This is a genomic window from Nocardiopsis baichengensis YIM 90130 (assembly GCF_000341205.1).
Classification (GTDB): domain Bacteria; phylum Actinomycetota; class Actinomycetes; order Streptosporangiales; family Streptosporangiaceae; genus Nocardiopsis_A; species Nocardiopsis_A halophila.
Map to the genome: position 1 here is coordinate 262,320 of NZ_ANAS01000020.1, position 24,189 is coordinate 286,508.

Sequence of the window (24,189 nt, forward strand, 5' to 3'; positions counted from 1 at the left end):
TGCGGAACGTAGACGCATCAACGATGTCGGTAACACGTGCATACGGCGCATGGGGGACGGCGCATGGAACGCTGAGCCGCGCAGCCGGCTGCGGACGGGCCGCGGTGCCGGAGCCCGGCCGTATGCGGGGAGCGGCGTCGCCGGGGCGTCTGGGAGTGTCCGGTGACCGGCGGTGCAAGGAGGGGCCATGAACAGCTCTGCCTTGTACTTGGCCATTGTCCTCGTCTGGCTGATCGTCCTGGTCCCCATGCTGCTGCGGCGCGACGGCGCCGGCCCCGAGCCGGGCGCCGAACCCGACACCGACCTGGGCGCCGGCCCCGGCGAGGAGGACGGCGGCCGCGAGGACGCCGACGACGACGAGGACCCCGACCGCACCCGGGTCCTGTCCTACGACGAGTACCTCCCGGGGCCGCGCGACGGTGACGACGGCGACGCGGACGGTCCCGACCCCGGTCGCGGCGGCCGTGACGGCGGCGGGGGGGCCGACGACGCCGACGGCGCCGGTGCCGGGGACCCCGACGGCGACTCCGGCGGCGAGGGCGCGGACCGCGTCGGCCGGCGGGAGCGCAGGGCCGGTCCCCGCGGCGCACCGGCCCGCCGGGAGGCCTACCCCGCGGCCGGGCCCTCCCGGGCACGGGTGATCGCCCGGCGCCGCCGCCGCACGCTCGCACTGTGCACCCTCCTGGCGGGGACCGGGACCGCCGTCGCGATGGGGCTGGGCCCGTGGTGGGTGCTGGCCCCTCCGGTGCTGCTGCTCGCCGGGCACCTGGTGCTGCTGCGCGAGGCCGCCAAGGCCGACGCCGAGCGCCGTGCGGCCGAGCGGGATCGCCGCAGGCGCCGGGCCGCCGCGCTCCGCCGCGCGGAGGAGGCCCGCAGGGCCCGCACGGCCGAGGTCATCGACATGCCCGCCCCTCGGGAGCAGGAGGTCTACGACCAGTACGCCGACGCCCACCAGCGCGCCGTCGGCGACTGAGGGCGCGCGGCGCCCCGCGCGCCCCGAAGGCGTTCGGAGCACTCCTGCGGAGCTGCTAAGGTTGAGAACGTCTTGAGGGGCTGTAGCGCAGTCCGGTAGCGCACCTCGTTCGCATCGAGGGGGTCAGGGGTTCAAATCCCCTCAGCTCCACAGCAGGTGAAAGCCTGGTTCCCGAATCCCGGGGGCCAGGCTTTCGTCGCATCCGGGGCCGCCCGCGTGTCGGCGGAGCGGTGCCGGTGCGCGCAGGGGACGATGGTCCCGCACCGGGCGCCTCCGCAGGCCCTCCGGGCCGATAAGAGGGATCTTTCCCGGTGAGCACCCCTCCCGAACGCCGCGGGTGCGATAAGTTCGGGACATGCGCTGAATTTACCCCGGGAAGCGGGGGAATTCACCGTCCGCCGGTCACCGGCGCCGGTCGACGAAAGTCCCGGCACCGACGGGCCGGCACCGCGCGCGGACGGTCTTCAGGGGTGGCGGAGTTTCCCACCCTCCGGCGGGTCCGGATCCGTGCGAAACGCTGTTCATGCCGGTCACAGAGGTGATCGAGGGTCCAGAGGCGCCCACGCGGCCGACCGGGAGCCATTGTCGTTCCGGACTATTCGCCACATGGTCTGAAATAGGGCCTAGGTCGACATTAATATTTGCATCTGGGTCTTGTGCGTGCTGTGACCGATAGGTCATCTTATTTACGGGGATGGACGACGAGACGAGTGAAAGGTGTGTTGTGCTCAAGAAGATCTGCGTGATCGCGGCCATAGCCGGAGCCGCCGTCACGGGCGCCTCACTCCCCGCGTCCGCGGACGAGGCCGCCTCCTCGGAGGTCGGCGTCACCCGGTACGCGGCGGCCGGCTGGAGCTGGTGGTCGGGGTGGAGCTGGTGGAGCACCGACACCATCGGTGACGCCTCCATCGACATCGTCGAAAGGCTCCTGTCGGACGAGGAGTGACCCGGACGGCGCAGGGGACGCGGCGGCGCGCGCGCACGACCGACCGGCGGAGGCCGTGAACGGCGCCCCGGTCCCCGTGTCGGAGCCCGGCCCGGACCAACCGGGCCGGGCTCGGCCGTTTCCGGGCCCGGTTGCCCCCCGCGCCCCGGGGGTAGGGAGCAGACGAGGACGCCCGCGGCCGACCGCCGATCGGAGTCGGGCCGCCGCAGACCGCGTGAGCCGTCAGAGGAAGGCACCGTGACCGATCGCCCCCACCCCGCGGGCGGTGCGGACCGCCCGGAACGCCCGCAGTACCCGGGCGGGACCGAGTACCCCGAGACCGAGGCCCTCCCCGGCGGCTACCACCTCCCGGGCGCCGACGCGCCCCGGTGGCGGGCCGTGCCGGAGCCGGACGGGGACGGACCCGCCGAGGAGCCGGTGGCCGGCACCCCGTTCCGCCGCAGCACCCCGGCCCGCCGCAAGCGCATCCCGGAGCTGCGCGGCGGCGGCCACGCGCGGCTGGTCGCGGTGACGGTGCTGTTCGTGATGGCCGCCGGCAGCGCGGCGGACTACATCGACCCGGCCACCCGGGCCTTCTGGCACCTGCTGTTCTGGGCGGGCGTGGGCACCGCGGCGGCGGTCTCCCTGGCCCGGGAGCGGCGCAACGGCTGGGAGCCCGGCCCGCGGTGGGTGTGGCCGGCGGCGGCGCTGGGCGGGACCCTGCTGGCCGAACTGCTCATCGCACTGTTCGGCTCCCCGGTGATCCTGGTGGCCTCGGTCGTGCTGGGCGGCCTGTTCCTGTTCATCGTGCTGCTTTTCGGCTGACCGCCGGCCGATCCTGTGAAGGCTCCCGTCGGGAGGCCTGCGCGGAGGCCCGGGGGATCAGAGGAATCGGGGGAACCGGAGAATTCGCCCTCAGGTCGCCTCGTCGTCGAACGGGGGGCGCCGCCCGTTCAGCTGGGAGACGGGGCGACGGTTCTCCTCCTCGTCGTCCTCGGCCTCCCAGAAGTGCTTCTGCACGAAGCGCTTGGGGTTGAGGTCCTGCACGTCGAAGTCCTTGAACTCCGGGCCCAGGCCCTCCTGGATGTCGCTCTTGGCGCTGTCGGCCATCCGGCGCAGCTGCCTGAGGACCCGTCCGACCTGCTGGGCCGCCTTGGGGAGCTGTTCGGGGCCGAAGACCAGGATCGCGAGCAGGCCGAGGACGAGGAACTCCCCCGCTCCGATGTTGAACATGCCCTTCCTTCCGTCGGCCCCCCGGCTCACCTGCCGGTACCCCATGCAGGTTAGCCCCTCTGAGAGAGAGGTGTTACGGCCCACCCCCCTGCCTCCGACCCCGCCCCGAGTGTTGCGGTCGGTCAGGTAAGGGCGGAATCGTCGTCCTCGCACCGCTCGGCTCCCGCCGGACGGCTAGGGTGGTGCCCCGTCCGGTGAAGCCGAAGGCGCCTCGGGGCGGGGGAGACAAGGGTGAGCGAGCCGATACTGGGCGAGCCGACACTGCGCGACCGCGCGGCCGGGATCGTGGACGCCGCGTGGTTCCAGAACACGGTCATCGTCCTCATCGTCCTCAACGCCGTCTCCCTGGGGCTGGAGACCTACGACGGGCTGTTCCGCGCCTGGGAGCCCTGGTTCCGGGCCGCCGAGACCGCGTTCGTCGGCCTGTTCGCGGCCGAGCTGCTGCTGAAGGGGTACGCGCGGGGCGCGCGGTTCTTCCGCGACCCGTGGAACTGGTTCGACATGCTCGTGGTCGGCATCGCGCTGGTCCCCGCCACGGGAGGCTTCTCGGTGCTGCGCCTGCTGCGGATCCTGCGCATCCTGCGGCTGGTCAGCGTGGTGCCGCAGATGCGCCACATCGTCAGTGCGCTGTTCCGCGCGGTGCCGGGCATGGGCACGGTGATCGGACTGCTGCTGATCACCGTCTACACCTCGGCGGTGCTGGCCGAGAAGCTGTTCTCCCGCACCGCCCCGGAGTACTTCGGCGACCTGGGCACCTCACTGTTCACCCTGTTCATGGTGATGACCACGGAGAACTGGCCGGACGTCGCCGACGCGGTGATGGCCGAGCACCCCGCGGCCTGGGTGTTCTTCGTCGGCTACATGGTGGTCACCGCGTTCGTCATCCTCAACCTGGTCATCGGCGTGGTCGTGACCGCGCTGGAGCAGGAGGTCAACGCCGAGCGGTGGCGCGAGGACCAGGAGCTGGAGCTGGAGCAGCACCAGGACGTGGTGGCCCGCCTGGACGCGCTCACCGAGCAGGTCGCCCTGCTGCGGGCTCAGGTGGCGGGGGAGGCACAGCAGAAGCCCTCCGCCCGGAGACCGGGCGAAGGGCCGAGTTCAGGAGCGTTCGGGAGCTCTTAGAGCGACCGCACGTTGGAGGCCTGCGGCCCCTTCGGCCCCTGGGTGATCTCGAACTCGACCGACTGGTTCTCTTCCAGGTTCCGGAAGCCGGTACCCGCGATCGCCGAGTAGTGCACGAACACGTCCGGGCCGCCGCCCTCGACGGCGATGAACCCGAAACCCTTCTCAGAGTTGAACCACTTCACGGTGCCCTGAGCCATTATTCGCTCTCCCTTTGGGGACTACAAACGGGACCGCACCCTGCTGGTCCCGGGTTGCTGGGCGCCCGCCCCCGGGAGTCTCCTGCCCAAACGACCGGCGCCCGCGCGAAGTTTCGCGAGGCGCCGAAGCTAACCGTGGAAACCGCATCCGCAACCGGGCCTGAGACTACCAGTCGCCCCCGTCCGTGCCGAGAGCTTTCCGTGTGAAAATCCCGAGGACAGAATTGGAATTTTCACCGTTCGTCGGACGTTGTTTCCGGCCCTGTCATGCGGCCGCCCCCGGTGCCCGCCCGGGCTGCCGGGGGCGGCCGCCGCGCGCCGCTCCCGGCCGGTCAGCCGCCCCCGCCGCTGCCGAAGATCCAGGTGTCGAACCACATCCGCTCGGCCCACTGCTCATAGGGGATGCTCTCCGCGCTGAGGACGGGATACAGGAAAGCGAAGTTGGCGATCACCAGCAGCAGCACCACGCCGAACAGAACGCCGCCCAGGGCCCGGCGGGCGGGCAGGTAGGCGGCGCCCTTCTCTCCGTCGCCCATCGCCAGTCCGAGCATCAGAACGATGGCCAGAACGATGAACGGCAGGAACGGCAGGGCGTAGAAGACGAACATGGTGCGGTCGGGGTAGGCGAACCAGGGGAGCCAGCCGGCGGCCGTGCACAGCAGCACCGCCCCCGCCCTCCAGTCGCGGTAGGTCGCCCACCATCCGACCATGACGGCCAGCGCGATCAGGCCGATCCACCACAGCGCCGGGGTGCCGATGCTCAGAATGGCCGAGGAGCACTTCTCGCTTCCGCAGCCCCCGGACTCCCCGTCGTAGAAGAACGCCACCGGAATGCGCATGACGACCCACTCCCAGGGCCGCGACGCGTAGTCGTGCGGTTCGGAGAGCCCGTTGTGGAACTCCATCATCTGCGCGTGGTAGTGGATCAGGCTCCGCACCGCGTTGACGGGGCCCTCCAGCCACCCGGGGAGGGCGGAGACCCCGGGACCGGCGTTCTCGGCCCCCCAGTGGCGGCCGTAGCCGTCGGAGGAGGCGAACCAGCCCGCCCAGGAGGCGGTGTAGACCACCGCTCCGACGACCACCGTCTGCACGAAGGCGGGGATCGCGTCGAACAGCAGCCAGGTCAGGCGCAGGTCGCGCAGGCCCCCGCCGCGGCGCTGCCCGGCGCTGCGCCGCGCACCGTAGTCCCAGGCCACGGTGAGCAGCCCGAAGGCGGCCATGAAGAACAGCGCGTTCCACTTGGTGCCCACCGCCAGGCCCAGGCAGACGCCGGCCGCCAGGCGCCACCACCGCAGGCCCAGCCAGGTCGCGCCGGGCGCGGCGGCCAGACGGTCCCGCATCCGGTCCCGGTCGATCAGCAGGCAGGCGAAGGCGGCCAGCACCCAGAAGGTGACGAACACGTCCACCATCGCCAGCCGGCTCATGGTGAAGTGCAGCCCGTCCAGGGCCAGCAGCAGTCCCGCGGCCGCCGCCAGCATCCACGACCGGGTCATGCGCAGGGCGACGCGCACCATCAGCAGCACGGTCAGCGCCCCCACGAGCGCCGAGGCCACCCGCCATCCCTCCGGGCTCATCGAGGTGCCGAAGGGCAGCAGCCCCCACGCCTGGTCGCCCAGCGCGATCATCCACTTGCCGACCGGCGGGTGGACCACGAAGTCCGGCCCCCCGGACCAGATGGAGTGCACCCCCTGGGCCAGCAGCTCGTCCGCGTTGTCGAGCGTCTCGTGCTCGTAGCCGAACCGCCACAGGGCGAAGGCGTCCTTGGCGTAGTAGGTCTCGTCGAAGTAGATCTCGGCCGGCTGGCCGAGGCGGACGAACCGCAGCACCCCCGCGAACAGGGCGAGCGCGACCGCGGCGGCCCAGCCGGGCCACGAGGGCCGGGGCATCGGGGGCTGCGGTCGCGCCTGCACGCGCGCGGTGGAGGGAGCGGGGTCCGCCGCGTCGGGCGGTGCAGTGGTGGTCATCGCGGCTCTTATAGTCGGGTCGGGGACGGGTGGCCGTGCCGGACCGGCGGCCCTGGGGCAGTGCCAACCGGGCAGTGCCAACCGTAGCGTCTAACACCGGGGGCGATAAGTGACCGACGGGCCTGCAGCGGCGCCAGGCGCCGCACCGGCGGAAGGGGCCGGCGTGCTGACGCTGGCCGGCATCCCCATCGGCAACGGGGAGGACGCCCAGCCGCGGCTGCTGGCGGCCATCGAGGAGGCGCCGCTGATCGCCGCCGAGGACACCCGGCGGCTGCGGCGGTTCACCGAGCGGATGGGCATCCGGCCCGGAGGCGAGGCCGGGGCGCGCATCGTCTCCTACTACGACGCCAACGAGGCGCGGCGCTCCGAGGAGCTGCTGGCCGAGCTGCGCGCGGGACGGGACGTGCTGCTGGTGACCGACGCCGGCATGCCCGGCGTGTCGGACCCGGGCTACCGGCTGGTGGCCGCCTGCGCCGAGGCCGGGGTGCGGGTGACCGCGATCCCGGGCCCCTCGGCGGTGACGACCGCGCTGGTGCTCTCCGGCCTGCCCACCGACCGGTTCTGCTTCGAGGGGTTCCCACCGCGCAAGGGGCAGGACCGCGCCTTCGGGGAGCTGGCCGCCGAGCGGCGCACCCTGGTGTTCTTCGAGAGCCCGCACCGGCTGGCCGGGACCCTGGCGGCGATGGCGCGCGCGTTCGGCGGCGACCGGCGGGCGGCGGTGTGCCGGGAGCTGACCAAGACCTACGAGGAGGTCCGCCGGGGGACGCTGGCCGACCTGGCCGAATGGGCACAGGGCGGGGTCAAGGGCGAGATCACCGTGGTGGTCGGGGGCGCCCCGCAGCGGCGCGAGGCACTGGGCGCGGACGACCTGGTGGCGGCCGTCGCCGAGCTGGAGGCCCGCGGGGTGCCGCGCAAGCAGGCCGTCCAGGAGGCCGCACGCGAGCTGGGGGTGCCCAAGCGCGAGGTGTACGCGGCCGTGCACGGGATCTGAGGACGGCCCGGGCGCGGGCGGACACGGGAAGGGGGGCGCCCTCTCGGACGCCCCCCTGGCCGTGCGCGGCGGCGGCGCGGGGCCGCCGCCGGTCCGTCACACCACGGCGCCGTCGCTGTTGTCGCGGGCGGCGCGCTGGTCCTTGCGCTGCTTGGCCTTCTTCTCCTTGACCACGTGCGGCGGCGGGGTCTTGTCGAAGCGCTGCAGCCACTCCGCCAGCGGAGAGGCCACGAACACCGTCGAGAAGACGCCGGTCACCAGGCCGACGAGCATCGCGATGGAGAAGTCCTGCAGCGTGGAGCCGCCGAACAGGGCCAGCGTCGCCAGGATGAACACACCGCCGATGGTGGTGTTCACCGTCCGCGGGATGGTGTTCAGGATCGCGGTGTTGGCGATCCGGCGGAACCGGGACTCGCTGTCGCGGGCCCATTCATCGCGGATCCGGTCGAAGACCACGACCGTGTCGTTGACCGAGAACCCGATCACGCTCAGCATGGCCGCGAGGAAGACCCCGTCGATCGGCTTGCCCAGCCAGATGAACGTCCCGATGACCACCATCAGTGTGAAGGCCAGGGACAGCATCGCCGCCACACCGAACGACCACCGGAACCGCCAGGCCAGGTAGATCATCTGCAGCACCAGCGCGGCCACCAGCGCCAGCAGCGCCTTGTTGCGCAGCTCGTCGCCGAGGCTGGGCCCGATCTTCTCGTCGCTGACCTTCTCCGCGCCTCCGGAGGCGTCGGCCAGCGCGTCCTGGACCTGCTGGGCCTCGGCGTCGTCGATCGGTCCGGTGCGCACCGCGATGTCGCCGTCGCCGGACTCCTGCACCACCGCGTTGGGCTGGCCGCCCTCCTCGGCGACGATCTGCCGCGCCTCGGTGGGGCTGATCTGCTCGGTGGTGGTGAAGTCCATGACCCGGCCGCCGGTGAACTCCACGCCGAAGTTGGGCGGGCGCACCACCATGCCGGCCACGGCCACGGCCACGATGAGCCCGGCGATGGTCAGCCACAGCCGGCCGCGCTTCATCAGGTCCGGGCCGTGGTCGAGCAGCCACTGGCGGACCCGGCTGATCTTGCCCAGGCCGCTGAAGGCCGGGTGGTTGCGGACGACCTTGCGGCGCACCGCCCACTCGACCAGCACGCGGGCGATGACCAGCGCGGAGACCATCGAGGCGACGGTGCCCAGGCCCAGCGTGACGCCGAAGCCCTGGACGGTGCCCGAGGCCAGGAAGAACAGCAGGGCGGCGGCGATGAGCGTGGTGATGTTGGTGTCCAGCACCGCGCTCCAGGCCTTCTGCGTGCCCTGGACGAACGCCTTCTGCAGGTTGGGCGGGATCGCCCGGCGCCGCCGCCGGGACAGCACCCCGGCCTCGGCCTGCTGGGTCTCGGCGTCGGTCGCGTCGGCCATGCCGGCGGACTTGTTGGCCTCGTAGACCTTCTTCTGCTGCTGGTACTCCTCGCGGGCGCGTTCGAATATCAGCACGTTGGCGTCGATCGCCATGCCGATCGCGAGCACGAACCCGGCCAGGCCCGGCAGGGTGAGGGTGGCCCCCAGCGCCACCAGCGCCGCGTAGGCGATGAGCGTGTAGCAGGCCAGCGCCAGCGAGGCGAGGAAGCCGACCAGGCGGTAGGACACGGTGATGTAGAGCGCGGTCAGCGCGATGCCCACCGCGCCGGCGATGAAGCTGGCCTTGATGGCGTCGGCGCCCAGGGTCGGGCCCACGGTCTGGCGCTGGATCTCGGTGACCGGCAGCGGCAGCGAGCCGCCCTCGATCAGCACGGCCAGCTCCTCGGCCGACTCCGAGTCGAAGGTGGAGCTGGTGATCGTGGTCTGGCCGGTGGTCTGGCCGACGTCGCAGGCGGTGTCGGTGGTGACCTCGGGCGCGGAGATGATCCGGTCGTCCAGGACGATCGCGATCCGCCGCTGCGGGGAGCCCTGCGGGTTGCAGGCCGCCTCGCCGGTGATCTCCTTCCAGGCCTCCTTGCCCGAGCCCTGGAAGGAGACGTTGACCTGCCACTGGCTCTGCGTGGTCTGGTCGAGCACCGCCTCGGCGCTGGAGATCTGCTCGCCCTGGAGGGCGGCGTCGCCGAGCTGGAGCATCTGGCCCTGGTCGTCGGGCAGGGTCTCCTCGACCTTGTCGGGGTCGGGGGCGGACATGTCCTGCGGCTGGCCGCCCTGCCCCTGCTGGCCCTGCTGGCCCTGCTGGCCCTGGTCGAACTGGGAGAGGTCCTCCTCGGAGCCCTCCTCCTCGGAACCGTCCTCAGAGCCCTCGCCGGAGCCCTCCTCCTCGGGGGCGTCCTGGGGCGCGCGGGCGCTGTCGCCGCCGCCACCGGGGACGGCGCCCCCGCCGCCGGCGCCGGGCATGCCCATGCCCATGCCGCCCTGGGAGGCCTCGACGCCGAGCACCGGGCGCACGGTCAGCTGGGCGGTCTGGCCGATGATCTCGGCGGCCTCGGTCGGGTCCTGGACCCCCGGGAGCTCGACGATGATCCGGTCGTCGCCCGAGCGCGACATCGTCGCCTCGCTGACGCCCAGGCGGTCGATGCGCTGGCGGAGCACCTCGATCACCTTGTCGGTGTTCTCGGCGCTGGCCTCGGTGCCGTCCTCGCCCTCCTGGGTCTGCAGCACGATCTGGGTGCCGCCGCTGAGGTCGAGCCCCAGCTTCGGCGGAATGAACCACGCGGCGCCGAAGGCGCCGAGCACGATGATCAGGGAGATGATCCCGCGCAACCAGCGCGAGCCCGCTCCCGCTTGTGTGGACAATGCACTCCCTCTTCAGGTGCGTCTTCGTTTCCCGGTCCTTTCCGGGCCGTCCGGGCCCGGGCGCACGAGGGCCCCGCCGACCGCGGTCGAACGGTCGTCAAGCGGTCGATGGGGCCGCGGAGGGAGGCGGGGCACGGCCCAGGGGGAGCGCCGACACCTCCGCGGCCCCGCGCGCGCTCTGGTCGCGGGTCGGCACCACCGTCCCCCGGAAGCCCAGCGGGGAGGGGAGGTGCGGGGTGGGGACCGCGTAGGCCTCGGGCAGGTCGCGAAGGGTGCGGTGGTCCCCCTTGCCGGCCGGGAGGGCGGCCGTCGACGGATGGCCGTCCCGGGCCCACGTCCGGGCGTCGCGGTCGTGCGCACGATCGCGCGGTCCGCCGGGGGCGGCGACCTCCACCCCGTCACCGGGCAGCAGGACCGTCGCCGTGCCGGGGCCGAGGGGGGAGGCGGCGGCCTGGGCCGCCGCGGGCGCCCCGGCCAGCAGCAGCGCCGTGCACAGCAGGGCCGCCAGCGCACGTGCGAGCACCGGGACCACCACCTTCGGACTGCGATGGCGACCACCCTACCGACGGCCCGGGCGGGTGTCGCTCCCGGAGCGTCCCGCCCCGGCCGCCGCGGGAAGAACGGTGCGAAGCCGGGGGGCCGCGGGCTTTAGTCTTGAGGCATGTCGTCGAAACGCCACATCCTGACCGCGGTGGCCTGGCCCTACACCAACGGGCCGCGCCACATTGGGCACGTATCCGGGTTCGGGGTCCCCTCGGACGTCTTCTCGCGCTTCCAGCGAATGCGCGGCCACGACGTGCTCATGGTCAGCGGCACCGACGAGCACGGCACCCCGATCCAGGTGCTGGCCGACCAGGAGGGCGTGAGCGCCCGCGAGCTGGCCGACCGCTACAACAGGATCATCGTGGAGGACCTGGTCGCCCTGGGCCTGTCCTACGACCTGTTCACCCGCACCACCACCGGCAACCACTACGCGGTGGTGCAGGAGCTGTTCCGGGGCCTGTACGACAACGGCTACATCTTCGCCCGCACCACCAAGGGGGCGGTGTCGCCCTCGACCGGGCGCACCCTTCCCGACCGCTACATCGAGGGCACCTGCCCCATCTGCGGCTACGACGGCGCCCGCGGCGACCAGTGCGACAACTGCGGCAACCAGCTCGACCCGGTCGACCTGATCGGTCCGCGCTCGCGGATCAACGGGGAGGCCCCCGACTTCGTCGACACCGAGCACTTCATGCTGGACCTGCCCGCCTTCGCCGAGGTCCTGGGCACGTGGATGCGCTCCAAGTCGGGCCAGTGGCGGCCCAACGTCCTGAAGTTCTCCCTGAACCTGCTGGACGACCTGCAGCCGCGGGCCATCAGCCGGGACCTGGACTGGGGCGTGCCCATCCCGCTGGAGGGCTGGAGCGACCAGGCCAACAAGCGCCTGTACGTGTGGTTCGACGCCGTCATCGGGTACCTGTCGGCGGCCGTGGAGTGGGCCCGGCGCACCGGCGACCCGGAGGCCTGGCGCCGCTACTGGCAGGGCGGGGACGCCGAGTCCTACTACTTCATGGGCAAGGACAACATCGTCTTCCACTCCGAGATCTGGCCGGCGATGCTGCTCGGCTACAACGGGGAGGGCGACCGCGGCGGCGACGCGGGCGCGCTGGGCCGGATGAACCTGCCCACCGAGGTGGTCTCCAGCGAGTTCCTCACCATGGAGGGGCGGAAGTTCTCCTCCTCGCGGCGCGTGGTCATCTACGTCCGCGACTTCCTCGAGCGCTACTCGGCCGACCCGCTGCGCTACTACATCATCGCCGCCGGGCCCGAGACCCAGGACACCGACTTCACCTGGGCGGAGTTCGTGCGCCGCAACAACGACGAGCTGGTGGCGGCCTGGGGCAACCTGGTCAACCGCTCGCTGAACATGGCGGCCAAGAACTTCGGGGAGATCCCCGAGGCGGGGGAGCTCACCGACGAGGACCGGGCCGTGCTGGAGGGCTCGCGCGCGGCGTTCGCGGCGGTCGCCGAGCACCTGGAGTCCTCCCGGTTCAAGGCGGGCCTCCAGGAGGCGATGCGCACCGTCGCCGAGGCCAACAAGTACATCTCCGACCAGGCGCCCTGGGCGCTGAAGAAGACCGACCCGGAACGGATGAAGACCGTGCTGCACGTGGCGCTGCAGCTGGTCGACGACGCCAAGACGCTGCTCACGCCGTTCCTTCCGGAGTCGTCCAACAAGGTGCATGCGATGCTCGGTGGCACCGGCCAGTGGTCGGGCATGCCGCGGATCGACACCGCCCGCGACTCCATCGGCGGCGAGGAGGGCACGTCGGAGTACCCGGTCATCACCGGTGACTACGGCGACGACGAGGCGGTGTGGGAGTCCCGCCCGATCCGGCCCGGGACCCCGCTGTCCAAGCCCGAGCCGCTCTTCGCCAAGCTCGACCAGAGCGTCGTCGACGAGGAGCTGGCGCGCCTGGAGGCCGAGGCGGGCTGAGGCCCGGGGAATACCGGACGCGGCGGACCGTTGTACCCCACGGTCCGCCGCGCGCGTGCGGGCGCCCCCGGGGCGGCCCGGGCGCGCACGTGTGTCGAGAGCAGTGAGCGAGGAGCAGAACCCATGGGCAAGCGCAGTGGAGCGGCCGTGCGGAACCGCAACGCGCAGACGCCTCCGCCGGCCCCCGAGCCGCTGCGCGTGGCGGTCGCCGACAGCCACACCCACATGGACATGCAGGAGCCCGAGCCGGAGGCGATCATCGCCGCCGCCGAGGCGGTGGGCGTGACCCCGCTCATGCAGGTCGGCGTCGACCTGGAGTCGTCGCGCTGGGCGGCCGACCTGGCCGCGGCGCACCCGTCCGTGTACGCGGCCGTGGCCCTGCACCCCAACGAGGCGCCGCGCATCGTGCACGGCGACGGCGCCCCGGGCGTCGAGGTGGACGAGACCGATTGGGCGGGCAAGCGCCGCGAGGCCGGCGGCGAGCGCGCGCTGGAGGAGGCGGTCGCCGAGATCGACCGCCTGGCCGCCCTGCCCCGGGTGCGGGCCGTGGGGGAGACCGGCCTGGACTACTTCCGCACCGGCGAGGAGGGCAAGGCGGCCCAGCAGGACTCCTTCCGGCGGCACATCGACGTGGCCGGGCGGCACGGCAAGGCGCTGATGATCCACGACCGGGAGGCCCACGAGGACGTCCTGCGCATCCTGGAGGAGGAGGGTGCGCCGGAGCGCGTGGTGTTCCACTGCTACTCGGGCGACGCCGAGATGGCGAAGGTGTGCGCCGAGCACGGCTACTTCATGAGCTTCGCGGGGAACGTGACCTTCGCGTCCGCGCACCACCTGCGGGAGGCGGCGGCGGTGGCCCCGGCCGAGCTGCTGCTGGTGGAGACCGACGCCCCGTTCCTGACCCCCAAGCCCTACCGGGGGCGGCCGAACGCGCCGTACCTGGTCCCGCTCACGCTGCGGGCCCTGGCCGAGGCGCGCGGCGAGGAGGAGGACGCGCTGGCGGCCCGGGTCGCCGAGAACGGCCGGCGGGCGTTCGGGCTGGAGGACTGACCGGGGCTTCAGGGCCGCGCCAGAGGACTCCATGGTGCGGCCCTTCGTCTCCCCTCAGGGGAGCTCCACGCCCCACTCCTTGAGGGCCTCCTCGGGCGTCGGCGCGGGGTACCCGGGGTCGCGGGTGGCGCGCCCGGGGGTGCGGCCGAAGCGCGGCGCGGGTCCGGGGAAGGTGGTGCCGTCCTTGCGCACGACGGTGCCGCGCGCGGCGATGTGCGGGTGGTCGGCGGCCTCGGCCATCGACAGCACCGGCTGCACGCAGGCGTCCTCGGTGCCGAAGACCTCCGCCCACTCGTCGCGGGTCCGGGTGGCCAGCACGGCGGCGAACCGCTCGCGCAGCTCCGGCCAGCGCTCCTTGTCCCACTGGTCGGGCAGGTCGGCGCCGGCGAGCCCGGTCCCCTCCAGGAAGGCCGCGTAGAACTGCGGTTCGATGCAGGCCACCGAGACGTGCCGCCCGTCGGCGCAGGTGTACACGTCGTACCAGGGCGCCCCGGTGTCGAGGAAGTTGTCGCCGCGCTCGTCGGTCCACCCGCCGCGCTCGCGCTGCTCGTAGATCATCGACATCAGGAAGGCGCTGCCGTCGACCATCGCGGCGTCCACCGTCTGCCCGCGGCCCGAGACCGACCGCTCGACCAGCGCCGCCAGGATGCCGGTGACCACCAGCATCGTTCCGCCCCCGAAGTCGCCGACCAGGTTGAGCGGGGGGACGGGGGCCCCGCCCCGGCGGCCGATGCTGTGCAGGGCGCCGTTGAGCGAGATGTAGTTCATGTCGTGGCCGGCGACGGAGGCCAGCGGGCCGTCCTGGCCCCATCCGGTCATCCGGGCGTAGACCAGCCGCGGGTTGAGGGCGGCGCAGTCCTCGGGGCCCAGCCCCCGCCGCTCCATGACGCCGGGTCGGAACCCCTCCAGCAGCACGTCGGCCGCCCCGGCCAGGCGGCGCGCGGTCCGCAGGCCCTCCTCGGTCTTCAGGTCGGCGCCGACCACCGGGCGGCCGTGGTCGAGGTGGCCGGGGACCCCGGCCGCCGCGGCCTGCGCCGCCTGGGGGCGGTCCAGCCGGATCACGCTTGCGCCCAGGTCGGCCAGGAGCATGGCGGCCAGCGGGCCGGGGCCGATGCCCGCGAACTCCAGCACCCGCACGCCCTTCAGGGGTCCCATCGATCGACCTCCGCTCGGAATCGAACCTCGCTCGGTTTCCTATTGTGCCGGTCGCGCGGCGGCGGGCGGTGCACGGGGCGCGCGCGGCAGGCCTCCGAGGGCGCGGGGGAGGGCGGGGAGGAAACGGGCTTCCCCTCATCAAAGGGATTCGGCGCGCCGCGGAATTCGGTCGATGAATGTGCTCGGAAAGTGTGCGGTGATAATGTCCGGGTGTCGGCGCGGCCGCCGACGTTCCCGCGGAGCCCGGGTCCGGGCGCCCCCGCGACGAGCGCGTTCGCGCACGTCCCCACCTGCGGCCCGCGCCGTTCGGAATCGCGCGCCGTGAATGCGCGCATTCCCCGCTACCGCATTCTTTGTCCATTTTCCTGTCACAGGTCGGAAGATCGGAAGAACCGTGCGCAATCCACCACCACGAGCGGGGCACCGGAGCCGCGGCGGCCGGCGCCGGACCCGCGGGGGCGCGGCCCCCCTCTCCCCGCCCGCCCTGCCCCCGCTGGCCGTCGTTCCCCCCTTCGCCGCGCGGGTGCCGAGCTGGGCCCTGGCCGTGGCCGCCGGCGTGCTGGCGCTGCTGCTCGCCGGCGGGGGCACCGCCTATGCGGTGGACCGGCGGGTGCTGCTGGACGTGGACGGCGGTCGGCGCGTCGTGCACACCTACGCCGACACCGTGGAGGAGGTCCTGGACGCGGCCGGGGTGCGGCTGCGGGAGGGCGACGCGGTGGCGCCCGGTCTCGGCGAGGAGGTCGCCCGGGGCGGCGCCGTCGTGGTGCGCTCGGCCCGTGAGCTGACCGTGGCCATCGACGGAGGGGAGCCCGAGACGCACAGGGTGGCCGCGCTGACGGTCGGCCAGGCGCTGGACCAGATCGGGCTGTCAGGGGAGCCGCTGGAGCTGTCCGAGAAGCGCTCGGCGCCCATCCCCGAGGAGGGGCTGGAGGTCACCGGCGAGCGGGCGCGCGGGGTCGTGGTCCTGCGCGACCGCGTGCGCCGGGAGGTCGCCACCACCGCCGCGACGGTCGGGCAGGTGCTGGCCGAGAACGGGATCGAGGTCGGTGAGCACGACATCGTCGTGCCCGAGGTGGACGAGCCCGCCGAGGAGGGGGCGGTGGTCCGGGTCACCGAGGCGCTGGCCGGGCCGCGGACCGACGAGGTCGCGATCGAGGCCGAGACGCAGGAGCGGGAGACCGATGAGCTGGAGAAGGGCGAGGAGCGCGTCGCCAGGGAGCCCGAGGACGGGGTGAAGCGGGTGACCGTGCTTCCGGTCCTCAAGGAGGGCCGGGAGAGCGAGCACGTCCTGGAGGAAGAGGTCGTGGAGGAGCCGGTCGAGGGGATCGTGGAGATCGGCACTGCGGAGCCCGGCGGACAGGAGCAGGCCGCACCGGCCGAGGCGGGCGGGGAGGCGGGCGGCCTGAACTGGTCGGCGCTGGCCCAGTGCGAATCCGGAGGGGACCCGTCGGCGGTGAACTCGGCGGGCGGGTACTACGGGCTGTACCAGTTCTCCCAGTCGACCTGGGAGGCGGCGGGCGGCTCGGGCTCCCCGGCCGCGGCCCCGCCGGGCGAGCAGACCATGCGGGCGCAGCGCCTCTACGACATGGTCGGCGGGAACTGGCAGGGCCAGTGGCCCGAATGCGGCCGCCACCTGTTCGACTGAGGCGCCGCCGAGGCACGGAGGCCCCGGGGCGCTCCCCGGGAGGCGCACCTCCCGCACGTCCGACCCGGAGTGCCTCCGCCGCCTGGCAAAATGTCGGAGTGACCGACTCTGGAAGCTCCGACAGCGCCCGCCTGCTCACCCCCGCCGACGTGCGGCGGCTCGCCGACCGGTTCGGTGTGCGGCCCACCAAGTCCCTGGGCCAGAACTTCGTGATCGACGGCGGGACCGTGCGCCGCATCGTCCGGGTGTCCGGGGTCGGGGCCGGGGACACCGTGCTGGAGGTGGGGCCCGGGCTGGGGTCGCTCACCCTCGCCCTGCTGCCGCACGTCGCCGGGGTGACCGCGGTCGAGGTCGACCCGGTTCTGGCCGAGGCCCTTCCGGGGACCGTCGCCGAGCACGCGCCCGACCTGGCCGACCGGCTGCGGGTGGTGGCCGCCGACGCGATGCGCGTCGCCGAGCTGCCCGGCCCGGCGCCGACCGCGCTGGTGGCCAACCTGCCCTACAACGTGGCGGTCCCGGTGGTGCTGCACCTGCTGGAGCTGCTGCCCTCGCTGCGCCGCGGCCTGGTGATGGTCCAGGCCGAGGTCGCCGACCGGCTGGCGGCCGAACCGGGGAGCCGCACCTACGGGGTGCCCTCGGCCAAGGCGGCCTGGTACGCCGACGTGCGCCGTGCCGGCGCGGTGGGGCGCAACGTGTTCTGGCCGGCGCCGAACGTCGACTCGGGCCTGGTGGCGCTGGAGCGCCGGGACGCGCCGGTGGCCGACGCGGACCGCCGCGAGGTGTTCGCCGTCATCGACGCGGCGTTCGCCCAGCGCCGCAAGACCCTGCGTGCGGCCCTGTCCTCATGGGCGGGCTCGGCGGCCCGGGCCGAAGAGGCCCTGCGGGCCGCCGGCGTCGACCCCACGGCGCGGGGAGAGGCTCTCGGCATCGAGGACTTCGCCAGGATCGCCCGCCACACCCCGCACAAGTCGGACTGAGCGCGCCCTCCGGCCGCCGTCGCGCCCTGGTCGCGTCCACCGCTCCAGGCCCCCCCGGGGGCTCGGGTGCGGCCGGGCCGGGAAACGCGTTTAGGGTTGCGGGCATGCGCCTTCCCGACGACCAGGACATCCGTGCCCTCCATGAGAAGTACGCGCCCACCCTCGAGGCGTTCGAGTCGGTCTACACCCACTGCACGATCGTCAGGGACATCGCGGACCAGCTCCTCGCCCGGGGCGGGATCGGCCTGGACGCCGAAATGGTGCGGGCGGGAAGCCTCCTCCACGACATCGGCGTCTATCTCCTCTACACCCCCTCCGGGGAGCTCGACCATGAGCGCTACGTGAGCCACGGACACCTGGGCCACCGTCTCCTGGCCGAGGAGGGGTTCCCCGAAGAGCTGTGCCGGTTCTGCTCCCACCACACGGGGGTCGGCATCGGCTGCGACGACATCCGCTCCCAAGGCCTGCCGATGCCCCTCGGCGACTACTTCGCCGAGTCGGCGGAGGAGGAGCTGGTCATGTACGCCGACAAGTTCCACAGCAAGAGCGCCCCACCGTCCTTCGTCTCCGCCGAGACATTCACCCGCTCCGTCGGGCGCTTCGGCGCGGACAAGGCGGCCCGCTTCATGGAGATGCGCGACCGCTTCGGGGAACCGGACCTGGCGCCCCTCATGGCGTCCTACGGGCACGCGCTCCGCTAGACGTGCTGTTCCGGGGCGTCGGTATCGGCCGACACGCCCGCCGACACGCCCGCGGGCGCGGTGGCGGGCGTCCATGGCCGAGCCCCGGGCCCTCATATCGGTGATGTGCTCGGGCGGCCCGCGGCGCCGTGGGCCGCGGCGAACGGAAGGCTCAGCAGTGAGGCTTTCGGAAGCCGCATGGGAAAAGCGTCCGGAGACCGGTTGGGACCCGGTGAGCATTCGCCCCCTCACCGACGGCCTGCCCGTCGGAGGACCGAGGCGGCCGGACACCGCACCGCTCCAGCGGACGCCATCGTCGACCGGGGCTTGCCACGGTGCCACGGTCTGCGATGGGGCCGGGGCGCGTCGGTCATCGAAAGTGGTGTTTCCACCACGGTCGATGCGTGCCGGTGAGCCGTCGGCCGTCCCGGCGGGCCGAGCGCGCCCCCGGTGGCCGGGGGCGGCTCTCCCACGGAGGGCGGGGGTCAGCCCCTCTCGGTGAACTCCTCGACGGGGAGGTCGGCCGCGGGGGCGCGGTCGTCGGCGGTCAGCTCCAGCACGCCGTCGCGGACCGGTCCGGGGTCGCGGACGATGAAGACCAGGTCGCCGCCGACGCTCTCACCCGGGGCCACCGGTTCCCACAAGGGGGCCTCGGCCTCCCGCTCGGACGGGCGCTCGGCGGTGATGTCGCCCATGCCCGGCGCGCCCAGGCGCTGCCGGTCGTGGTCCAGCCGCAGCGGCTCGTCGCCGCCGTTGTGCAGCTCGACCTCGAAGACGCAGTAGGCGCCGTTCTCGACCTGCAGGCGACCGTCGAGCCGGTCGGTGCAGTCGTACTCCCCGGCGGTGAACACCGAGTCGCCGTTGCCGGCAGCGCCCGGGGCACCCGGGTCGGGGAGGTCCTGCGCCCCCTCGTCCTGCCGGTCCTCCCGCTCCTGGCCGTCGTCGTCGCCCTGCTCCTCCTGCGCGGAGGCGGCGTCGGCGTCGTCGCGGCCCGAGTTCCACGGCAGCGGCAGCCCGGAGCCGCTGAGCAGCGTCAGCACCACGACCAGCAGCACCGCCAGCACCACCGCGACCGCGGCGGTCACCGCCACCCACTTCATCCGGTTCCGGGCCGGCTGCAGCGGGCGGTGCGGCGGTGGCGGCGCCGGGGGCACGTAGGGCTGGGCCTGCTGCTCCTGCGGGGGCAGCGGGATCGGACCGGTCTGCTGCGGGCCGGGAGGCCCGTGCGGCCCCTGCGGGGGCGGCGGCGGACCCTGCCGGGCGAACTGGCCGGTCTGCCCCGCCGGCGCCTGCTGGGCCACGCCCGCCGGACGCTGGACCGGCTGGCTGGTGTGCGGCCCCTGCGGGGGCGGCGGCGGCCCCTGCGGCCCCTGCAGCCCCTGTGGGCCCTGTTGCGGTCCGCCCGGGTGCGGCCCGGGCGGGCCCGCCGGGGGGCCGCCCGGCGGCGGGTAGGGGCCGGGCCCCGGCGGCGGCCCCTGCGGGGGCGGGCCGGGGTGCGCCATGCCGCCGTTGGTCATGTTCGGGTTGGGGCCCGGGCCCAGGGGCGGCAGCGGCGGCCCCGGGGGCATCGGCGGCAGGTTGGGCCGCCACGACTGGTGCAGGGCGTGGCTGACCATGTCGTTGGGGTCGTTGGTGCCGGCGCCGCCGGTGTCCTCGCCCCCGGCCAGCTCCAGCAGCAGGTCCTGCGCCTTGGGGCGGCGCTCGGGCTCCTTGGCCAGCGCGCGGGCCACCAGGCGGTCCAGAGGGCTGTCGAGGTCGCCGATCTGCGGCTCGGCGAAGAGCACCCGCTTGCCGAGGGTCATGGCGTCGCCGTTGCCGAAGGGGTGCGTCCCGTTCCCCGCGAAGGCGACCAGGCACCCCCAGGCGAAGATGTCGGCGGCGGTGGTCACCTTCTCTTCGAGCAGCTGCTCGGGGGCCATCCAACCGGGACTGCCCATGACGATGCCGGTCTGGGTGTGGTTGGTGGAGGTGTTGATCGCCCGCGCGATGCCGAAGTCGATCACCCGCGGCCCCGACAGGGAGAGCAGCACGTTGGCGGGCTTGAGGTCGCGGTGGACCAGCCCGGCCCGGTGGATGGCGGCCAGGGCGGCGGCCACCCCGAGGGCGAAGCCGTGCAGGGTGCTGGAGTCCAGCGGGCCGTGCTGGGAGATGTGCTCGGCCAGGGCGGTCCCCGAGATGTACTCGGTGACCATGTAGGGCCGGTTCTCGAAGGTCCCGTGGTCCAGGATCTTGGCCGTGCAGAAGGAGGCGACCCGCCGGGCGTTCTCCATCTCGTCGTGGAAGCGGGCCCGGGTGGCCTCGTCGAAGGCCAGCTCCGGCCGGATCACCTTGATCGCGACTTGGGCACCCTTCTCAGGGGCGCGGCCCAGGTAGACCGTGCCCATTCCTCCGCTGCCCAGCCGTCCGGCCAGCACATAGGGACCGATGGTCGCCGGATCTCCGGCGGCCAGCGGTTCCAGGTCCTTTGGGAGCCCATCCGACGGCAAGCGACCCTCCCCGACGGTGTCCACACTCCGTCCGGCCCCAAGGTAGCGGGGATCTCGGCCCTATACCCACCCGCGCAGGCCAGAGCGGCCCGGAGCCGATCACTCCGAGTGACCTGTGCGCATGGGGTCGTGAGGCACCGCCCCGTGTTCCGGGGCGCGTGCGGGGCGATCTGGGCCCCGCTTCGGCGTCCGGGCTCACTGGCAGGGGGGTTCCTTTATGATCTAGGGCTCATGACCGCTGATACCGCCGTGACCGTAAGGGCGCCCGCGAAGGTCAACCTGCAGCTGGCGGTGGGACCGGTACGCGAGGATGGATACCACGATCTCGTGAACGTCTTCCACGCTGTCTCACTGTTCGACGAGGTTACCGTCCGATGGGCCCGGCCCGACCCGGCAGGGGCCGCTCCCGGCCGGATCCGCGTGCGCGCGGCCGCCGAAGGCCTGGACGCGCACCTGGCCGAGGTGCCGCTCGACGGGACCAACCTGGCGGCCCGGGCGGCCCGCCTGGTGGCCCGGGAGGCCGGCCTGGACGAGGAGCGGTCGCGCGTGGACATCCGGATCGACAAGGCGATCCCGGTGGCGGGCGGCATGGCCGGGGGCAGCGCCGACGCGGCGGCCGCCCTGCTCGCCTGCGACGCGCTGTTCGGCGCCGGGCTGGACGCGGAGGCGCTCCGCCGCCTCGCCGCCGACCTGGGCAGCGACGTCCCGTTCCCGCTGCTGGGCAGGACCGCGGTGGGCACCGGGCGCGGCGAGGTGCTGGAGCCCTTGGCGGCTCCGGGGCGCTTCCACTGGGTGTTCGCGCTGTCCGCGCGCGGCCTGTCCACCCCGGCGGTGTTCGCCGAGTACGACCGGCTCCGCCCGGACGCGCCTGAGCCCCGCGGAGACGACGCTCTGGTGCAGGCCCTGGGCGACGGCGACCCCGCGGCCCTCGCCGGGGCCCTCAGCAACGATCTGGAGCGGGCGGCGCTGTCCCTGCGCCCGGACCTGGACCGCACCGTTCGGGCGGGGCGCGACGCGGGAGCGCTCGCGGGCATCGTCTCGGGCTCCGGGCCCACGTGCGCGTTCCTGGCCGCCGACGCGCACGCGGCGGAGGAGGTGGCCCGGTCCCTGGAGGAGTCCGGCGCCTGTGAGCGCGCCCTGACCGCCCACGGCGACGTCCCGGGGGCACGGATCGTCGAGGGCGCCGAGAAGGGCGCGGAGGGCGCACCGGCGGGCCGCTGACGGCCCGCGGTCCCACGGGTCAGAGTCCGCCCTCCCGGGCGGGCTTGAGCCCCGGGGCCCCCGGCCCCTGAGACGCCAGCACGTCGTCGTGGTTGTTCAGGTGGCAGTCCTTCAGGGACAGGCAGCCGCACCCGATGCACGACGTCAGGCGGTCCCTGAGGCGCTGCAGCGCGTCGATCCGGGCGTCCAGCTCGGTCCGCCACTCCTCGGAGAGCCGCGTCCAGTCGCCCACGGTCGGGGTGCGGCTGTCGGGCAGGGTGCTCAGCGCCTCCTGGATCTGCGACAGCGACAGCCCCACCCGCTGCGCCGTGGAGATGAACGCCAGGCGCCGCAGCGTGTTGCGGTGGTAGCGGCGCTGGTTGCCCGATGTCCTCTCCGACTGGATCAGGCCCCGCTCCTCGTAGAAGCGGAGCGTGGTGCGGGCGATCCCGCTGCGCTCGGAGATCTGGCCGATGGTCAGCCTGACCGGCAAGTGAGCCATGTCACATCCCTGTGTGCGTCGACGGCGGTCGTGGACGGTTGACCTCAAGTTAACTCGAGCTTACAGACTGAGCGCCATGACGACGACAGCACTCAGCCGGTACGCCGACCTCCCCGCGCTGGTCGGCCTCATGACCGGGGACGAGAAGCACCGCGCGGCCGCCGAGTCCACGCTGGACGTGCTCTGGGTCCTCTACGACCGCGTCCTGCGCGTCTCGCCGGAGACCGCCGACCACCCCGACCGCGACCGCTTCCTGCTCTCCAAGGGGCACGGCCCCGCCGCCTACTACGCCGTCCTCGCCGCGAAGGGCTTCCTGAGCGTGGCCGACCTGCGCGCCTGGACCGCCTTCGACTCCCCGCTGGGCCACCACCCCGACCGGGTCCTGGTCCCCGGCGCCGAGATCGGCAGCGGCTCGCTCGGCCACGGCCTGGGCCTGGGCGTCGGCACCGCCCTCGGGCTGCGCGCCCGGGGCCGCACCGGGCCCCGCGTGGTGGTGCTGGTCGGCGACGCCGAGCTCGACGAGGGCAGCAACCACGAGGCCATCGCCGCCGCCGCGCGGCTGGGCCTGGGCGCGGTCACCGCCGTCGTGATCGACAACCGGTCGGCCAGCCACGGCTGGCCCGGCGGCATCGCCGCCCGGTTCGAGCAGGAGGGCTGGTCCGCGCAGACCGTGTGGGGCCGCGACCACGACGCCCTGGAGGCCGCCTTCGCGGTCCGCGACCCCCGTACCCCGCACGCCGTGATCGCCCGCGTCCAGCCCAAGGAGTGAGGAACATGACCGCCACCGTCGAGACCGCCCGCACCGACACCCGCACCGACACCCGTACCGACACCCGTACCGCCGGGCGCGCCGCCCGGCCCGGGGCCGTCGTCCCGCAGCCGATGCGCGACGCCTTCGCCCGGGCCGTCGACGAGGCCATGGACACCGACCCGCGGATCGCCGTGGTCCTGGCCGACATCTCCACCGACCGCTTCGCCGGTGCGGCGGCCCGCCACCCCGGACGGGTCGTCAACGTCGGCATCCGCGAACAGCTCCAGATCGGCGTCGCCGGCGGGCTGGCCCTGACCGGCGCGCGCCCGGTCGTGCACACCTTCTCCTCGTTCCTCGTGGAGCGCCCCTTCGAGCAGGTCAAACTCGACCTGGGCCACCAGGGGGCCGGCGCCGTGCTGGCCGGTATCGGCGCCTCCTACGACTACGCCGGGGCCGGGCGCACCCACATGGCCCCGGGCGACGTCGCGCTGCTGGACACGCTGCCCGGCTGGACCGTGCACGTGCCCGGCCACGCCGAGGAGGCCGACCGCCTGGTGCGCGCCTCCCTGCCCGGCGACGACCGCGTCTACGTCCGCCTCAGCGAGTACGGGAACGCGGCCCCCGGGCCGGTCGGCTCCGGGCTGGTCCCGGTGCGCACCGGATCGCCCCGCTCGGCCGGGGTCGTGGTCGCGGTCGGGCCGATGCTGGACCGGGTCCTGGCCGCCACGGAGGGGCTGGACGTGACCGTCGCCTACACCGCCACCCCGCGCCCCTTCGACCGCGCCGGACTGAACCGCCTGGTCGCCGCCGCCGGCGGCGCGGACGTCCTGCTGGTCGAGCCCTACCTGGCGGGGACCTCGGCGCACGAGGTCGCCGCGGCCCTGGAGGACCGGCGCCACCGCCAGCGCGCGCTCGGCGTCTCCCGCGAGGCCGAACTGCGCAAGTACGGGAGCCCGGCCGACCACGACCGCGCCCACGGCCTGGACGTGGAGGGCATCGCGCGCTCCGCCCGCGACTTCTTCCTGCTCTGAAGGGCCCGCGGCGGTGCGGAACGGGACGGGCGCCGACCCGCGATCGGAGGGGCCGGCGCCCG

Annotated in this window: 21 protein-coding genes and 1 tRNA gene; 14 read left to right on the forward strand and 8 right to left on the reverse strand. The window is 73.7% G+C overall.

The window, feature by feature from the left end:
- The first annotated feature begins 187 nt into the window (after nt 1-187).
- The 4 genes from sepX to C892_RS0117865 all read left to right on the forward strand — a co-directional run bounded on the left by sepX (nt 188) and on the right by C892_RS0117865 (nt 2,723).
- Nucleotides 188-973 (forward strand): divisome protein SepX/GlpR, encoded by a 786-nt coding sequence (sepX, locus tag C892_RS0117850; RefSeq protein WP_017558295.1) that lies wholly within the window; start codon nt 188-190, stop codon nt 971-973.
- A 76-nt stretch (nt 974-1,049) separates the two neighbouring features.
- A tRNA-Ala gene (locus tag C892_RS0117855) sits at nt 1,050-1,123 on the forward strand.
- Between the two features lie 574 nt (nt 1,124-1,697).
- Nucleotides 1,698-1,919 carry a hypothetical protein gene (locus C892_RS0117860; protein ID WP_017540726.1) on the forward strand — a complete coding sequence of 74 codons (222 nt, stop codon included), beginning with the start codon at nt 1,698-1,700 and terminating at the stop codon, nt 1,917-1,919.
- 237 nt (nt 1,920-2,156) lie between these two features.
- Nucleotides 2,157-2,723 (forward strand): hypothetical protein, encoded by a 567-nt coding sequence (locus tag C892_RS0117865; RefSeq protein ID WP_017558296.1) that lies wholly within the window; start codon nt 2,157-2,159, stop codon nt 2,721-2,723.
- A gap of 90 nt (nt 2,724-2,813) precedes the next feature.
- Here C892_RS0117865 and C892_RS0117870 read toward each other — a convergent pair whose 3' ends face one another.
- Nucleotides 2,814-3,131 carry a sec-independent translocase gene (locus C892_RS0117870; protein ID WP_017558297.1) on the reverse strand — a complete coding sequence of 106 codons (318 nt, stop codon included), beginning with the start codon at nt 3,129-3,131 and terminating at the stop codon, nt 2,814-2,816.
- A 231-nt stretch (nt 3,132-3,362) separates the two neighbouring features.
- On the opposite strand from C892_RS0117870, the gene C892_RS0117875 reads away from it, so the two are divergent.
- A complete protein-coding gene (locus C892_RS0117875; RefSeq protein WP_017558298.1) occupies nt 3,363-4,253 on the forward strand; it encodes an ion transporter in 891 nt (296 codons plus the stop codon).
- Here the strand turns inward: C892_RS0117875 and C892_RS0117880 are convergent.
- Together C892_RS0117880 and C892_RS0117885 are read right to left on the reverse strand one after the other, a co-directional pair.
- A complete protein-coding gene (locus tag C892_RS0117880) occupies nt 4,250-4,453 on the reverse strand; it encodes a cold-shock protein (protein WP_017540722.1) in 204 nt (67 codons plus the stop codon). The two genes, C892_RS0117875 and C892_RS0117880, sit on opposite strands and share 4 nt — an antisense overlap.
- A 332-nt stretch (nt 4,454-4,785) precedes the next feature.
- On the reverse strand, nt 4,786-6,417 hold the full coding sequence (locus C892_RS0117885; protein ID WP_017558299.1) for a dolichyl-phosphate-mannose--protein mannosyltransferase: 1,632 nt from the start codon (nt 6,415-6,417) through the stop codon (nt 4,786-4,788).
- 163 nt (nt 6,418-6,580) lie between these two features.
- Here C892_RS0117885 and rsmI point away from each other — a divergent pair, with 163 nt between their 5' ends.
- Nucleotides 6,581-7,408, forward strand: a complete 828-nt coding sequence (rsmI, locus tag C892_RS0117890; RefSeq protein ID WP_017558300.1) for a 16S rRNA (cytidine(1402)-2'-O)-methyltransferase — start codon at nt 6,581-6,583, stop codon at nt 7,406-7,408.
- 96 nt (nt 7,409-7,504) lie between these two features.
- Here the strand turns inward: rsmI and secD are convergent, their stop codons facing one another.
- Nucleotides 7,505-10,171: a protein translocase subunit SecD gene (gene secD, locus C892_RS0117895; protein WP_026124462.1), complete on the reverse strand. Its 2,667-nt coding sequence runs from the start codon at nt 10,169-10,171 to the stop codon at nt 7,505-7,507.
- 97 nt (nt 10,172-10,268) lie between these two features.
- Complete coding sequence (locus C892_RS0117900; RefSeq protein ID WP_239647429.1) at nt 10,269-10,694, reverse strand: hypothetical protein; 426 nt, start codon at nt 10,692-10,694, stop codon at nt 10,269-10,271.
- 138 nt (nt 10,695-10,832) lie between these two features.
- Between C892_RS0117900 and metG the strand changes: the two genes are divergently transcribed.
- Nucleotides 10,833-12,650, forward strand: coding sequence for a methionine--tRNA ligase (metG, locus tag C892_RS0117905; RefSeq protein WP_017540717.1), 1,818 nt, complete (start codon nt 10,833-10,835; stop codon nt 12,648-12,650).
- Between the two features lie 123 nt (nt 12,651-12,773).
- Entirely contained in the window at nt 12,774-13,700 is a 927-nt protein-coding gene (locus tag C892_RS0117910) for a TatD family hydrolase (RefSeq protein ID WP_017558303.1), read from the forward strand.
- A gap of 54 nt (nt 13,701-13,754) precedes the next feature.
- On the opposite strand, the gene C892_RS0117915 is transcribed toward C892_RS0117910, so the two are convergent.
- Nucleotides 13,755-14,855 carry a CaiB/BaiF CoA transferase family protein gene (locus C892_RS0117915; protein WP_017540715.1) on the reverse strand — a complete coding sequence of 367 codons (1,101 nt, stop codon included), beginning with the start codon at nt 14,853-14,855 and terminating at the stop codon, nt 13,755-13,757.
- A gap of 523 nt (nt 14,856-15,378) precedes the next feature.
- On the opposite strand from C892_RS0117915, the gene C892_RS0117920 reads away from it, so the two are divergent.
- The 3 genes from C892_RS0117920 to C892_RS0117930 all read left to right on the forward strand — a co-directional run bounded on the left by C892_RS0117920 (nt 15,379) and on the right by C892_RS0117930 (nt 18,178).
- Nucleotides 15,379-16,500, forward strand: coding sequence for a resuscitation-promoting factor (locus C892_RS0117920; RefSeq protein WP_449406521.1), 1,122 nt, complete (start codon nt 15,379-15,381; stop codon nt 16,498-16,500).
- Nucleotides 16,501-16,598: 98 nt separating this feature from the next.
- Entirely contained in the window at nt 16,599-17,477 is an 879-nt protein-coding gene (rsmA, locus tag C892_RS0117925; protein ID WP_017558305.1) for a 16S rRNA (adenine(1518)-N(6)/adenine(1519)-N(6))-dimethyltransferase RsmA, read from the forward strand.
- Between the two features lie 104 nt (nt 17,478-17,581).
- Nucleotides 17,582-18,178, forward strand: coding sequence for an HDIG domain-containing metalloprotein (locus tag C892_RS0117930; RefSeq protein ID WP_017558306.1), 597 nt, complete (start codon nt 17,582-17,584; stop codon nt 18,176-18,178).
- Between the two features lie 464 nt (nt 18,179-18,642).
- On the opposite strand, the gene C892_RS0117935 is transcribed toward C892_RS0117930, so the two are convergent.
- Complete coding sequence (locus C892_RS0117935; RefSeq protein WP_040685491.1) at nt 18,643-20,643, reverse strand: serine/threonine-protein kinase; 2,001 nt, start codon at nt 20,641-20,643, stop codon at nt 18,643-18,645.
- A 231-nt stretch (nt 20,644-20,874) separates the two neighbouring features.
- Here C892_RS0117935 and C892_RS0117940 point away from each other — a divergent pair, with 231 nt between their 5' ends.
- On the forward strand, nt 20,875-21,864 hold the full coding sequence (locus C892_RS0117940) for a 4-(cytidine 5'-diphospho)-2-C-methyl-D-erythritol kinase (RefSeq protein ID WP_083934408.1): 990 nt from the start codon (nt 20,875-20,877) through the stop codon (nt 21,862-21,864).
- Between the two features lie 19 nt (nt 21,865-21,883).
- Here C892_RS0117940 and soxR read toward each other — a convergent pair whose 3' ends face one another.
- Nucleotides 21,884-22,345 carry a redox-sensitive transcriptional activator SoxR gene (soxR, locus tag C892_RS0117945; RefSeq protein WP_026124463.1) on the reverse strand — a complete coding sequence of 154 codons (462 nt, stop codon included), beginning with the start codon at nt 22,343-22,345 and terminating at the stop codon, nt 21,884-21,886.
- A 76-nt stretch (nt 22,346-22,421) separates the two neighbouring features.
- On the opposite strand from soxR, the gene C892_RS0117950 reads away from it, so the two are divergent.
- A complete protein-coding gene (locus tag C892_RS0117950; protein ID WP_017558310.1) occupies nt 22,422-23,114 on the forward strand; it encodes a thiamine pyrophosphate-binding protein in 693 nt (230 codons plus the stop codon).
- A gap of 113 nt (nt 23,115-23,227) precedes the next feature.
- On the forward strand, nt 23,228-24,127 hold the full coding sequence (locus tag C892_RS0117955) for a transketolase family protein (protein WP_026124464.1): 900 nt from the start codon (nt 23,228-23,230) through the stop codon (nt 24,125-24,127).
- Nucleotides 24,128-24,189: the final 62 nt, after the last annotated feature.

What these genes read in the sequence shown, in the direction of transcription:
- sepX (WP_017558295.1), top strand. Translation starts at nt 188, where the DNA reads ATGAACAGCTCTGCCTTGTACTTGGCCATTGTCCTCGTCTGGCTGATC.
- C892_RS0117870 (WP_017558297.1), bottom strand. Translation starts at nt 3,131, where the DNA reads ATGTTCAACATCGGAGCGGGGGAGTTCCTCGTCCTCGGCCTGCTCGCG.
- C892_RS0117880 (WP_017540722.1), bottom strand. Translation starts at nt 4,453, where the DNA reads ATGGCTCAGGGCACCGTGAAGTGGTTCAACTCTGAGAAGGGTTTCGGG.
- C892_RS0117885 (WP_017558299.1), bottom strand. Translation starts at nt 6,417, where the DNA reads ATGACCACCACTGCACCGCCCGACGCGGCGGACCCCGCTCCCTCCACC.
- metG (WP_017540717.1), top strand. Translation starts at nt 10,833, where the DNA reads ATGTCGTCGAAACGCCACATCCTGACCGCGGTGGCCTGGCCCTACACC.
- C892_RS0117910 (WP_017558303.1), top strand. Translation starts at nt 12,774, where the DNA reads ATGGGCAAGCGCAGTGGAGCGGCCGTGCGGAACCGCAACGCGCAGACG.
- C892_RS0117915 (WP_017540715.1), bottom strand. Translation starts at nt 14,855, where the DNA reads ATGGGACCCCTGAAGGGCGTGCGGGTGCTGGAGTTCGCGGGCATCGGC.
- C892_RS0117930 (WP_017558306.1), top strand. Translation starts at nt 17,582, where the DNA reads ATGCGCCTTCCCGACGACCAGGACATCCGTGCCCTCCATGAGAAGTAC.
- C892_RS0117940 (WP_083934408.1), top strand. Translation starts at nt 20,875, where the DNA reads ATGACCGCTGATACCGCCGTGACCGTAAGGGCGCCCGCGAAGGTCAAC.
- soxR (WP_026124463.1), bottom strand. Translation starts at nt 22,345, where the DNA reads ATGGCTCACTTGCCGGTCAGGCTGACCATCGGCCAGATCTCCGAGCGC.
- C892_RS0117950 (WP_017558310.1), top strand. Translation starts at nt 22,422, where the DNA reads ATGACGACGACAGCACTCAGCCGGTACGCCGACCTCCCCGCGCTGGTC.
- C892_RS0117955 (WP_026124464.1), top strand. Translation starts at nt 23,228, where the DNA reads ATGCGCGACGCCTTCGCCCGGGCCGTCGACGAGGCCATGGACACCGAC.